Origin of the sequence: Bacteroides reticulotermitis JCM 10512 (assembly GCF_000517545.1) — a bacterium.
GTDB lineage: Bacteria > Bacteroidota > Bacteroidia > Bacteroidales > Bacteroidaceae > Bacteroides > Bacteroides reticulotermitis.
Genome location: NZ_BAIV01000011.1, coordinates 12,628 through 26,873 on the forward strand (window position 1 = coordinate 12,628; position 14,246 = coordinate 26,873).

At 47.1% G+C, this 14,246-nt stretch carries 3 protein-coding genes and 5 pseudogenes; 1 reads left to right on the top strand and 7 read right to left on the bottom strand.

Annotated elements, in window-relative coordinates; genetic code table 11:
- Positions 1-429: 429 nt before the first annotated feature.
- From JCM10512_RS23610 to JCM10512_RS21315, 7 genes and pseudogenes are all read right to left on the bottom strand, one after another.
- Positions 430-729: an SGNH/GDSL hydrolase family protein gene (locus JCM10512_RS23610; protein ID WP_244437019.1), complete on the bottom strand. Its 300-nt coding sequence runs from the start codon at positions 727-729 to the stop codon at positions 430-432.
- 18 nt (positions 730-747) lie between these two features.
- Positions 748-1,119, bottom strand: coding sequence for a hypothetical protein (locus tag JCM10512_RS23615; protein ID WP_244437021.1), 372 nt, complete (start codon positions 1,117-1,119; stop codon positions 748-750).
- A gap of 3 nt (positions 1,120-1,122) precedes the next feature.
- Positions 1,123-2,506, bottom strand: a pseudogene (locus JCM10512_RS08270) (alpha-d-galacturonidase).
- A 305-nt stretch (positions 2,507-2,811) separates the two neighbouring features.
- Positions 2,812-5,211 carry a beta-galactosidase gene (locus JCM10512_RS08275; protein ID WP_052517150.1) on the bottom strand — a complete coding sequence of 800 codons (2,400 nt, stop codon included), beginning with the start codon at positions 5,209-5,211 and terminating at the stop codon, positions 2,812-2,814.
- 80 nt (positions 5,212-5,291) lie between these two features.
- Positions 5,292-6,603, bottom strand: a pseudogene (locus tag JCM10512_RS08280) (rhamnogalacturonidase).
- A 26-nt stretch (positions 6,604-6,629) separates the two neighbouring features.
- Positions 6,630-8,712, bottom strand: a pseudogene (locus JCM10512_RS08285) (beta-galactosidase).
- Between the two features lie 31 nt (positions 8,713-8,743).
- Positions 8,744-11,108, bottom strand: a pseudogene (locus JCM10512_RS21315) (family 43 glycosylhydrolase).
- A 244-nt stretch (positions 11,109-11,352) separates the two neighbouring features.
- On the opposite strand from JCM10512_RS21315, the pseudogene JCM10512_RS08300 reads away from it, so the two are divergent.
- Positions 11,353-14,228, top strand: a pseudogene (locus tag JCM10512_RS08300) (exo-beta-1,4-galactosidase).
- Positions 14,229-14,246: the final 18 nt, after the last annotated feature.

Below are 14,246 nucleotides of genomic sequence, written 5' to 3' on the forward strand. Positions count from 1 at the left end.
TTTATAACAACAAGAGATGGCTGAAAGCAAAGAGTTTCCTTTCAGTCCTTGCTTTCAGGCAAAAAGTGCTAGATAACAACACATTACCTCTAAAACTGAAACCTGAAAGGCAAAATAGAATTCGATTTTTTCGTCAGTTTAGATACAAATCAGCTTTCGTTTTATCCCATAGCTATCAGATATCTCGATGCATATAGAATCCCCTAGATTCAGCCTATTATGGCTAAGTATTCAGGTTACCTAAAACGAGTGAGTGAGTGAATCTTCTGAATAGTCTAAGGAAGTATCTCGTTGAGAAAGCAAGTAGTGAATGAAATGCCCTCGGCATTTGAACGAAAGCCCAGGGCATTTGAATCATTTGCCCAGGGCATTTGGTCATCTGCCCTGGGCGTTTGAATGAAAAACACCGGAGACTTTTTAAAAGCAGAATTAGTATAGCCGGATAAAGTTTTCAGCCACTTTCAGAAAGCGATCGTGCCCCTTGGCATTCAGGTGAGCGGTATCGGTATTATTCTTACTCTTTTGAAAGTAGATTGCCCGGAACGCATCGCTTTCGGCATAGATCCCTCCTTTCCGGGCACAATCCAGAATCGGAATGCTGTATCTGCCACAGACCTCAAGCATGGCGTCCACCACTTTCTCCGAATCGCTTCCCACAAAGTCCTTGCACGTCCACCGTGTGAAGAAGAATATTTTAGCAGTCGGATACTTTTCGATAAGCCTTTGCACAAGACTTCCATCTTATTTTTAAAGGGTTCGATTCCTCCGATAGAATCCAATTTGAACGCATCGTTGTGCCCGGCGATAACCAGTACATAATCGAGCTATCAGCCATCTCCCGATAGCGTACATATATGGCTTCTCCCCACCGAGGACTGGAGTAGCTATGCTATTCCCGTTTCTCCCGTAATTGAAATATTCCATGCCATGTTTCTGCGCGAACTTATAGTGCCAAGTATAGGCAACCGGTTCTTTATGATTCTTCACATAACTGTCGCCGATAACACCGATTCGTTTTCCTCGGAACTCATCGTCCGCATGATTCTCTACAGACTGCGCCCGACTTTGCAAACCGATGCATAGGCAGACAATCCACAACCAAAGACTTAAATGCTTCATGCTTTATTGCTTTTGATCCAACCGGAAAACAACATTCTTCTCTGTCAACTGCTCCACATGAGCGGCTTTCTTCCCAAACTTCTTCACGTGATCCACCCGTATGTTTTTAAGTTGTACCTTCCGAATAGGCAACCGTGCGTCCCCCTTCAGTTCATAGACAGCATCCGCCGACTCACAAGAGACCTGCTCCATATAAATGCCTTCGATACGGGTAATACGTTCCTCGTAGGTAGGCACCAAATCTTTCCACTGATACAGCACGTCAGTATCGATTTCGAACACATTCTGTACACTTTTGGCTTGCACATTCTTCATATAGATATTCTCGATGAATCCACCGCGACGGTGATTGGTCTTCAGAAAGAAAAGCCGCGTCACAGATTGCGGAGCCACACAATCATGCATATAGATATTTCGAATACCGCCGGACATTTCACTTCCGATGCCCAGCAGAGTATGACCTTTCAAGATGCGACAGTTACGAATCACGATGTTTTCGCAAGGCGTATTCAAACGCCAAGCATCCCGGTTTCTGCCCGCTTTAATTACTACCGCATCATCTCCCTGGTCGAACGTACAATCTTCTACTAAGAAATTGCGGCTCATTTCCAAGTCGATTCCATCGTTATTATGTCCATGCGCCCTTACATCGAGGTTGCGTGTGATTCCTCCGTCACACATATATAAATGGATAGTCCAAAAGGGGCTTTCCCGAATTTGGAATCCATCCAGCATCACATTCTTGCAACGATTGAAGTGAATCAGATGTGGACGCAGGTTATTCTCGCCTACAGCCATTTGCCGTTCAATTACCGGCACATCGGTCGAAGCTTGGTATAGAGTTCTTTAAGCGCGTTCAAATGAGGTTGCGGGCGTTTGAACCAAACCTTCCATGTATTCATATCCGGTTTCAGCATCCCTTTACCGGTTATCGCCACGTTCTCACATTTAAAAGCGTATACCAATGGAGAGTAGTTGTAACACTCCATTCCTTCCCACGAAGTCATAACAGCGGTAGGTAGGCTTCGGGCTTATCCGTAAAACGCAAGATCGCGTTTGCTGCCAGATGCAGGTTTACATTACTCTTAAGATGAACCGGACCGGTCAGCCATTCACCTGCCGGAACAACAACGCGTCCGCCTCCGGCTTCATGGCAGGCATCGACAGCCGCAGCAATGGCTTTCGTATTATCAACGTTTCCTCCGAGGACTGCTCCATAGGCCGTAATTGGAAAATCCTGATCGGGATACACAAATACTTTAATAGGTTGCATGGGAAAAGGTGCTCTCACCTTCACGGTTGTATAACTGCCCGGCGCCGGAGTAAATGAGGTTGCCAGTAGATAAAGAGCAACAACCAAGCCATTTTTCAAGAAAAGTTTTTTCATCATAATCTGTTATTTGATAGAATGATTTAAGTACCCCAAAGATAAGGCAACAGAGCGCAACCGAACATGGAATTCCGTACGTTATATAGAATTGTACGCTCTTCAGACCTAATCCTGCCTAAAAAACGGTACATGAGGTACAGTTAAGTCCCCGCATACACGCTTTCAACAGTAAGCGTTGTACACCACATAGACATATCGCAACAATTCCCTGTTAAAATCGCAATACGCCGCTATCTGAGAAGTCTCTTTTCTTATTTAGAACGCCTACGGGGTCAACAAGCGGACATTCAGCATATTCCGTTCTACCATTCCGCTTTACTCAGTTGCAACAGCCTGCCTGCTTCTGACAGTTTATCACGAACAGCCGCATGGAAATAAATGGGATAATCCTTACCCAACGGAAGGATTTCCAGGGCATTCTTCGTCCCTAGCAGACTCGTAGCACGCACATACATCGGCTTGCCGTTGTAGAAATTATCTTCCACCAGCTGTCCGTCGGAATAAACATGGGCTACATCTCCTTCATAAGTTACCTTCAGGAAATAGTTCGACGGATCTTTCAGGGCATTCACCCCATCGATACGCCACGCGGCTGCTTGTGCAAAATCATTGTCCGACGGTTGTTCGGCAACTCCTCGTTGTCCCATACCCACCGTACGCAATGCCCCACCATCACGCAACTTGGTTAGCTTCGCAGCTACCGGTGTGAGTGGTTTACTCACTTGAAAACGGGAAAACACGCCATCGGCCTTTGAACGTATCTTCTTTCCATTCTGCGTGAAAGATGCTGCGGGATAAATACGCCAATCAAATGCCGACTCTCCCCATTGCTCGAAGCTGAATTCATCGTTCCAATGAATCAGACTGCCCGAAGTGATCACCAGATATTCCTGCTGATTCGTTTGTATTTTATAGCTTTTCAAAGAAGTAGCCTCATCCAGTACGACTATGTGCACGCGCTGTCCCGTAGATGTCTTTGTGCGGATCACACAATCTTTTCCGGGACGAAGTCCCTTGAACAACACACCTTCGGCTGTCCTTTCAAACGGAAGGGAAGAATCCACGGTTACATCCGCCGAAAGCATCAGCTCCACCGGAACGCCTTTGACTTCCGCTAGGAAAAGCGTCACTATGCCTTCATGTTCGATCTTTGCCAAGGGTTGTGCCGTAGCATATTTCAGTGTTAGGCCACCAATTGGCAGTTGAAAAGAGAAAAAGCAGGATTGTCCCGCCGGAATTGTCATTGCTTGCTGCGGAAAGCTCAAGGTTTCCTTAGGCAAATGCAGCGTAAAGCGAACATCCTTTTTATCCGACAGCGGACGCATGCGTTGGTAGTTGTTCACAAACACATACCCACTCTGTCCATCGCTGCGCACAGCCCAACGAAGTTTGTCTTCGCCTTTGCCGTCGGTAATTCCATCCATCGGAAAGGCAGCGTCCATGCCGGAAAGTTCCGCACCGAAGTCTGCCAGAAACAGGTGCAGCCTTCTTAGCCAGTGATACTGTTCGTTCACTTGTCCGAACTCTCCCAAAGGAGCCTGAAAGTCATAGGTAACCGCCGGCATATCATTGGAATTCGTAGCCGGGCTATCTTGTTTCTCATTCAACGTATGCTGTATCCCTGTTGGGTTTGTACCGCCATGATACATATAATATCCCGGCAGATTGCTTCCGCTACCGACTTTCACGATAGCCAGCGCGTGAATATCTAACGGATCGATGTGAATGCGCCGATGGTAACTGGACATCATACCACCACCTAACTCGCACGTAAAATAAGGGTACGCCAAATCGGCTGCATCTTCCTTACCTGTTTGATTGGGTATTTGCTCGGTGGCAATTACGGTTGAAAGGCGTGACGGACGGAAAACAAATGCTTGTGCGTAATCGCCCGGCATATCCTTCATGGAACGGTCCCAAAAGCCATCGGCATAATCTCCATACAAGGGTAGTATTTCGCCGAAAGTAGCCGGGCTTGTCAACGTCGGCCACCCGGTACGGGTGTACAGCGGAACATCAAAGCCAATCCGGTGAGCTATATCTTTCAAGCCTTTCAGATAATCCCAACGCCCCCGGTATTCATTGTCTAGCTGTACGCCAACAACAGGCCCGCCGTCTTTCCACATCAAGCCTTTGACCTGGGCATAGATGGCCGAATACCATTCCTGCACCTTATCCAGAAACTTCGCATCTGTAGAACGCACTTTGTAAGAGCCATCGACCAACCAATCCGGTAAGCCGCCATTGCGCACTTCTCCGTGACAAAACGGACCGATACGCAGCACGACAGGCAAATCCAACTCCTTACAGATTTCAACGAACTTCCGCAGATCCCGCCTTCCGTTCCAATCATACCGGCCTGCTATCTCTTCGTGATGTATCCAGAAAACATAAGTAGCGACAATCGTCACTCCTCCTGCCTTCATTTTAAGCAGTTCCCGCCTCCATTCTTTTTCATCGCAACGGGTGTAATGTATCTCTCCCATAACCGGCACAACCGGTTTACCATCCATCAGTATACTTTTAGAATCGCACAGCAGCGTCCGGCCTTGCGGATTAACAGCAGTTCCCAACTGAAAAGTAGACTTCGATCGTTCGGGTATCTCCCCGATCGTTATTTCCTGCGCATGGCACAGGCTACAGCCACTCAAAACCAAGCCCAAAAGCCAAGTCGATAAAGGGACAGATGTAAATTTAGCCATTGAATAACAGTTTATTTGATGTTTACGATGAACAGTTCTCGGTACAAGTCGATATGAAGGAGAAGAAAAGCTTCAACTTCTCAAGGTTTCAACTTTTGATCGTTGACCGTCACATTTTTGATGGTAAACGGATTAATTATACTTTTATCGACCTTTCCGTCTTTGGCCTGAATCTGCATATTCTCAAAAACAAAATCAGTCAAGCGGTATTGATTCGATTTCTCTACGTTGAAAAATACCTCGCACTCCAGTTGAATGTTACGCATGGTCACGTGGCGGGAGGAGGACGGCGGAATCGTTTTCCGGTCTTTCATGTCGAAGAACTGAGTCCACGGCTTAATCAACAGGCAGTTGTTCGCATTTCCTTGCATATCTTCCACCAAGATATACTCGTAAATCTGTGGCGTATCGGGACGCATCTTCAGCCAAAGCAGGTTTCTTGCCTGATCGAGTTTGCCACGTCTGAATATAATATTGCGGCTGTGAATGGATTCGCTGCCGAATGTCAGTGCACTGTGACAGAAGCCATATTGGCAATCTTCAATGATAATATTTTCGTTGGCTCCATTGTTCGAATCACGATCAGCAAGGGCCTTTACCGCCTTTCAAAGCAACCGCATCGTCGTTGACAGACATATAACAGTTTTTAATCAGGATATTCCGACAAGCATCCAGATCGATCGCATCCGTGCTGGGAGCTTTCACCGGAGCTTTAGGGGAGGAAATATGCAGATTCAGCAGTTTTACATGCTCACACTTGTAGAGGTGAGTAGTCCAGAAAGGAGAATTCATTAACCGGACACCTTCCAGCTGCACATTCTTACAATTAGAGAGATAAACCAACCGGGGACGCTGTTCGTCCATATTCGTGCAACCGGGGTTCACTTCTCTGCGCAACCAGAAAGATTTCCAATAGCGCAATCCGTTACCGTTAATCGTACCCGCTCCCGAAATGGTAAAGCCATCCAATCCATCGGCATTAACCAAAGCAGCAAAGTATTTCAGCGTCTGTCCTTCCATACGAGTCAGCACCACCGGAAAATGGCTGATGTCGTCGCTACCCTTCAAAACGCCATTGGCTTCAATGTGCAGATGGGTACCGGGTTTGAAAAACAGAGAGCCACTCAGGAAAGTACCCGAAGGAACAACCAGAACTCCACCCCCATTGGAGGCAGCCAGATCAATCACTTCCTGAATCTTTTCAGTCTGCAACACCGTACTGTCGTTAATCACTCCGTAATCTGTCAAGCGATACGGTTTCCCCAGTGTAGCAACCTTAACCTGTTCGTTGTTTTTAAACCACTCGGGAACAGGAGTCCCATCGGGAAATTTCTCTTGTGCAACCAGTTGTAAAGAAGCGCATACCGCTATCCACAGTAGAAAAATTCTCATCTTTTGTCTATCTATTTAGTTTATACCTATTTCTTGAATGAAAAAACCAATACGCCTGCGGTCGGAATCTCCGTAGATCCTACCAAAGCCTTAGCCCCTTGAGGCAATGCGAATGTATAAGGACGATCCGAATAGTTGAGCACAATACCCAACCCGTTCCGGTACTCCAGCGTTACGCCATACGGCAAATCCATTACCGGAATTTGTAACTGAGCATATAACTGCTTCAATAAATCTTTCTCCAACGCACCATCATGCGTGTCTACACCGACATAGGTTACCGTACCTTTGCCTAGCTTGCGGAAGGTAACGGCAGGCTTTCCGGCATAATACTCATCGGCATAGGTTGCCCAAACCTGCGCATCGGAAGCGGGGATCAACACTTCGCCCCAAGTATTCCAACTATACGCTTGGCTATTCATCATCACTTTACCCGGATTCTCGGGCAGCAGCAAATCAAAGAAATCCATCCGGTTACCGGTTAGCGGAGTAAGCATCTCCCCAAAAGGAATCTCGGGTAAGCGACCATAACGGTCTTTATGCGCTGTGCGGCACGTCAGAATCAGGTTACCGCCATTCTTCACATACTCCGTCCACTGACTAACCAATGCCGGATCGGCCAATTGATAAGCGGGTACAATCACCACCGGATAGTCCGACAGTTGTTTAGCTTCCGATATAAAATCAACCGGTGCACCGAAAGACTTCAGTGTACGGTAGTATTTTTCAACATGCGCGAATGTGTCCCAAGTACGATTCTGCTTCTGACGCTCGATGCTCCACGAGTTCTCATGATTAAAGAGGATGGCCGTACGTCGAGCCAGGTAGTCGACAGGTTTCGTTTCGCGAGGCGAATAGTGTTTACGCAGTTCCCGGATCTCTTTGATAAAAGTCTCATATTCTCTTCCACCGGGGGTTACAGTCACCCCATCCGTACCTACAATGCCGTAGTGGTACTGCTCCGTTCCATACAGAGGCTGACGATAGCGATACGTGCAGATAAAATCTCCTCCTCCGGCAAATACGCTCCACATCCAAAGACGAACAGCACCCGGTAACGGCTGCGGATTGATGCTTCCCCAGTTCACTTGCCCCGGTTGCAGTTCCATGACCCCGTATGTGCCTGAATGGGACGGAAAAAGTCATTAGCCAATGCGATCCGAAGTGGATTGCCTACCCGGTAGCCGCGGCGTCCGATTCCCTCATTATCGCCATAAACCATGTAACGGGTATAACTCTGAAAGTCAAGAGTCAGGCTTCCTCCGATATGTCCCTCTTCATAATTGGGAATGTAATTGGTGGTGATCCACTGGTTCTTGACATGCTTTCGAATCAGCAAGCATTGCTCATTCATGAAATCATTGGTCTGCTGAGCAGCAAAACGACGATAATCGAGTATTTGGTGATGATTCATAAACATTTGCACGCGCTTAGGCAATGTGATTTCATCGAAAGAGGAATAAGCCTCACTCCAGAAAGCTGTACCCCAAGCATCGTTCAGTTGTTTAATGTTGTTTTGATATTTGGTCCGTAGAAAATCACGGAAAGCGAGTTCCGCCTTCGGATTATAATCGAACTGTACAGCCGGCTCATTATCCAACTGCCAACCGATGATACGCGAATCGTTACCGTAGTGTTGCGCTAGCTTCTCAATCATTTTATAGGAAAGTTCGCGATAGAGTGGCGAAGCGAATGAAGCGTGTTGGCGGGCACCGTGATCATGCACCGTACCATCTTCATTCTTCAATAAAATTTCCGGATATTTCCGACTCAACCATACGGGAGGAGTAGCCGTCGATGTACACATAACAACCTTTAAATCATATTTGGCTGCCAAAGCTACCGCACGATCAACCAGGCAAAGTCATAGCGACCTTCTTCGGGTTCCAACTGCGCCCAGGCAAACTCGGCGAAATGCGTAAACTCGAAACCCATCTCGTGCATTTGTTTGAAATCACGTTCCCATTGACTCTCGTCCCAGTGTTCGGGATAATAATAAACCCCTGTCAGCGTTAAGTCTTTGTCATTAAACCAAGAGGAGGGCTGTGCTCCTGCCGAAAGTGCCAGCAAAGAGGCACAAATCAAACCGATTAATTTCCTTCTCATCATCTTTTACCTTTAATATATTCCGCTAATTATTCTATTTTGCCGTTTCAAAGATTTTCCACTCCCACAAGCCGGGATCTCCCCGACGGATGTGCAGACGGAGGTAACGGGCTTCTCCGATACCGGTTGCCACATGAGGCGAACGTACTTGTAGTTTACCCTGTTCAGCACAACTCTCCCATCGCTTACCGTCGACCGATTTCTCTAACCGCCACGTATGCCCTTCGGTAGGGCGGGTAAAGTAGAATTGACATTCTTCCAGATTACATACCTTTTTCAGATCCGCTATGATGTACGGACTGCTATCCGACTCAGCCGCTATCCAACGAGTACCATTCGATTCATCGGCAACATGGGCTGCCTGATAAGTATGTGTCCGGGTATAGGATTTCACCGATCCTTTGTCCGCCAAAGGTTGGTTGGGTTGGGTTTCGATACTCACCGTAGAAGTGCGTGGCTCTTTTTCGCTAGATGCATAGAAGTGAGCTTGCAAAGCCAAATTAGGGCGTTGCTCCTGCGGTTTGGCCAAGTAGCCGACTCCCCGTAAATCAGGCACAAGTGTCCGAATCGTTCCATCTGCATTGAATTCCATACGGTTGGCATATACCTGCCGAGTAGTTCCTCCATCACCATATTCCAGATAGAGGAAGATATAGTCGTCGGTCTTTTCGTCGTAGAAAACATTTCCGTGTCCCGGTCCCCATACTTGATTCTGAGGTGCGGAGAACAGAAAAATATCATTCCCCTCAGGTTTGACAAACCCAGCCAAAGGTGATTCGGTACTCATCATATATGCATTGGCATAATTCTGATGGCCGCTCAGCGTATAGATATAATAATAGATCCCTTTGCGTTTAAACATAGCCGGTCCCTCTGAATAGCCTTGCCGGGCAGTTTTCAGATTAACCGTTTCCCCTTCGACATGAAGCCAATCCGATGTAAGGCGTGCTGCGTTTCGCCGCCGCCAAAATATATAAGCCGAACCATCTTCGTCGACAAACGGGTCTCCGTCAATATCCGGCACAACAGCGGGGCTATCAACCTCTTCCGATCCCGGAGGAAAAATACCTTTCCCCTCAGCAAAGTGAAAAGGGCCCTCCGGACGATCGGATACTAGTGCATAAGTACCCATCTTTTCGTCCGGTTTCACAAATGTAACATACAAGTAAAACTGTCCCTGTTTCTCAATAACTTTCCCGGGGGCCCAATACCGGAAATATCCTTCTTTCTTTTCACCTTTATCATTTACATACGCATATCCTTTCGTCCAATCGATTCCACGGATATGCGAACCTTCAAAACTCCAATTCACAAAATCTTTCGACTTCCAGACCACTGGTGTGCCGGCACGTCCGAGCCCATAATCAAGGTCGGTCGTTCCATATAAATAGTAAGTATCTCCGAATTTAGAGACCGACGGATCGGCCAGATTATCGGGGATCAACGGGTTATAGCTGCGATTGGCTATCAAAGCGTCTACCACCGAGGCATCTACGGTAAAAGCAGTACCGTGGCGAACTCCTCGCGGGAAAGAGACTTGTTCGGACACGTCCTCCCACGTTTGTCCATAATCCAACGAGCGAACCGCTCCGTAACGATGTTCACGGTATTTATCGAAATAGACATAAAGCGTATTACCTACAAAAAGAGGAGCCGGCCCCTCCGCCCAGTAATTACCCGTAATCGGTTCGGAAACCTTAGTCGGGAAACCTTTCAGCAAAGACTGCGTACGTGTAACACGTATATTCTTTTCAGGTGGGTTGGAGTTTTCATTCTTGACAACCATAAGCAGTTCATCTTGTCCGGGCACCTTCGCAATGGCAGCGTCAATCACACTGAAATCCGGATTGAAGAACATCTTTGTCTTTGAAAAGGTCTGGAAGTCTTTAGTCGTAACATAATACATCCGATGATTCAGCTTTCTCACTCTCACTGGTAGCCACCTTCTTATGACGGCCGGGAATGGTTGTTGCCCAAAAGATATAATAGGTTTGCGTCGGCTCGTCATAGTAAAGTTCGGGAGCCCAACAGTTGTGCGCGGCAGGCTCGTGCATCATAACGGGAATAGCCTGCTGTTCGCTCCAATGAATCAGGTCGCGGGAAGAAGCATATCCAATAATGCGGTCTGTCCAACTGGATGTCCACACCATGTGGAAAGTTCCATCGGGAGACTGACAAATACTGGGGTCACGCATGAGTTTATCCTTCCCCACAGCAGGTGTCAAATAAGACTTTCCACCATTCAAAGGAGTCCATGTCAAACCGTCATAACTATAAGCTAAATGCAAGCCGTCTTTACTATCGTTGATGAAATAAGAAAAGAGGTAGGCCGTTTCGCCGCCCCAAACAGAAAACAACGAACAGAGGTTTAGAGCCATCCAGGCAAACAATACTTTCATGGTTCACTTTAAGATTAAAAAGTTGATTTCGCAAATATATGTCATCCGCTAGACATACCGAAGCCAAGTAGGATGGATTAATCAACATTTCCATGTAGTTCTGTACACTTCTACTGATATTTACCTCTTTCGACACAATATTCTAGGTATCTGTACATCTTTCTATTTAACAAACAGCGGAAAAGCCCTATTTTAGCGGCTGGAATTCAACCGAGTAAAAAGAAATAAGTCAACCTATCATATCATGAAACATTTTTTAGTTAGTATCACATTCGCATTCGCCTTTTTGCTTACAGCAACGGGGCAAAGTAACGCTGTCGATTTATCCGGCAAATGGGATTTCCAAATAGACCGGAAAGATGCAGGTGTAAAAGAACAATGGTTTAAGAAATCGCTCGACGACCATATCAATCTGCCGGGTTCAATGCCTGAGAAATTAAAAGGCGATGAAGTCACTGCCCGCACCCAATGGACGGGAAGCCTCTACGACAGTTCATATTACTTCAACCCCTACATGGAGAAGTACCGGATCGAAGGCCAGATCAAACTACCTTTTTTCCTAACACCCGACAAACACTACGTAGGAGTAGCGTGGTATCAGAAGAAAGTGGTCGTTCCGGCTAATTGGAAAGGGGAACGCGTTATTCTTTTCCTCGAACGCCCGCATATTGAAACAACCGTATGGGTAAACCAACAGGAAATAGGTATGCAGAACAGCCTTTGCGTGCCTCACGTATACGATCTGACTTCGGCAGTTACCCCCGGTAAATCCTGCCAGATCACAATCCGGATCGACAACCGGATCAAAGAGATCAATGTCGGCCCCGACTCGCACAGTATCACCGACCAGACACAAGGCAACTGGAATGGAATTGTAGGCCGTATGGAGCTGCAAAGTACGCCCAAAGCCTTTTTTGAAGATATTCAGGTATACCCCGATCTAGCCGGGCAAAAAGCAACTGTCCGCATGAACATACGGTCGGCTGCCGCGACTAAAGGTGAGATTACACTCGCTGCCACCAGTTTTAATACAGACACTCAACATAAAGTTTCTCCTGTCCGACAGACAATTCGTATTCAACCGGGAGATAATCCGGTTGAAATAGAGCTCCCCATGGGAAAGGACTTCCTGACTTGGGATGAGTTCGACCCTGCCCTCTATCGACTAACAGCTACCTTGAACAGTGGCAAGCAATCCGAAAGCAAACAACTGCAATTCGGAATGCGTGAATTCAAGATAGAGGGCAAGTGGTTCTACGTCAACGGGCGTCAGACGATGCTCCGCGGTACGGTAGAGAACTGTGATTTCCCGCTAACGGGCTATGCGCCCATGGATGTGGCAGCTTGGGAACGTGTATTCCGCATTTGCCGCAGCTTCGGCCTGAACCATATGCGCTTCCATTCATTCTGTCCACCGGAAGCTGCTTTCATAGCTGCCGACCTGGTAGGTTTCTACCTGCAACCGGAAGGCCCTAGCTGGCCCAATCACGGCCCGCGTCTGGGTAACGGACAGCCGATCGACAAATACCTGATGGATGAAACAATCGCGCTGACTAAAGCTTACGGCAACTATGCGTCTTACTGTATGTTGGCTTGTGGTAACGAACCTTCGGGACGTTGGGTAGCTGGGTAAGCAAGTTTGTCGACTACTGGAAAGCTACCGATCCCCGCCGTGTATATACCGGTGCTTCGGTAGGTAACAGTTGGCAATGGCAACCACGGAACGAGTTTCATGTGAAAGCCGGTGCTCGCGGACTGAATTGGACCGGTGCATCTCCCGAGAGTATGTCAGATTATCGTGCCCGAATCGACACGGTGAAGCAACCCTACGTTTCACATGAAACAGGCCAGTGGTGTGTATTCCCTAACTTCAACGAAATTCGCAAGTATACCGGTGTAAACAAAGCTAAGAACTTTGAGATATTCCGCGACATACTGAACGATAACGATATGAGCAGTTTAAGTCACGACTTCATGATGGCTTCGGGTAAACTGCAAGCACTCTGCTACAAACATGAAATTGAAAAAACCTTGCGCACACCGGACTATGCCGGATTCCAACTCTTGGCTCTCAATGATTATTCCGGCCAAGGCACGGCGTTAGTAGGTTTAATTGACGTATTCTTCGAAGAGAAAGGGTATATCAATGCGGCAGAATTTCATCGTTTTTGCAGCCCGACAGTTCCATTAGCACGTATTCCTAAGTTTGTGTACACCAATGCTGAGACATTCCACGCCGACATTGAAGTTTCACACTTCGGCAAAGCACCTCTGGCAGGCGCAAAGACCACCTATACGATTAAAGATAAATACGGAAAAGTATATGCACACGGTACTGTCGGTACGAAAAACGTTCCGATCGGGAACCTATGCCCACTGGGAAGTGTAGATATGAACCTTGCCGGAATCAATACACCTGTTAAGTTGAATCTGGAAGTACGGATCGAAGGCTGTGACGCGATCAATGATTGGGATTTCTGGGTATATCCGTCCAAAGTAGACCTTGTCGAAAAGGATGTATACACAACCGACACCTTAGATCAAAAAGCGTTATCTGTATTGAAAGATGGCGGCAAAGTATTGATCACAGCAGCTGGCAAGATCAGCTATGGCAAAGAAGTAGTACAATACTTCACACCGGTGTTCTGGAACACGTCATGGTTCAAAATGCGTCCTCCTCACACTACAGGTATCTTCCTGAACGAATACCATCCGCTATTCCGTGAATTCCCAACCGAATATCACAGCAATTTGCAGTGGTGGGAGCTACTGAACAAAGCACAGGTGATGCAATTCACCGACTTCCCTGCCGGATTCCAACCGACTGTTCAAAGTATAGACACTTGGTTCATCAGTCGGAAGATCGGTATGCTGTTCGAAGCGAACGTACTTAACGGCAAGTTAATGATGACCAGTATGGATATCACTTCGCAGCCGGACAAACGGGTAGTTGCTCGCCAACTGCATAAAGCGATCCTCGACTACATGAACGCTGACAATTTCCGTCCGGCAACTACAGTTACTCCGGAACAGATCCAGACATTGTTCACCAAAGTGGCAGGTGACGTGAAATCGTATACGAAAGACTCACCCGATGAGCTGAAACCGAAAATTAATTAAGCTGCAGATAACACAAAT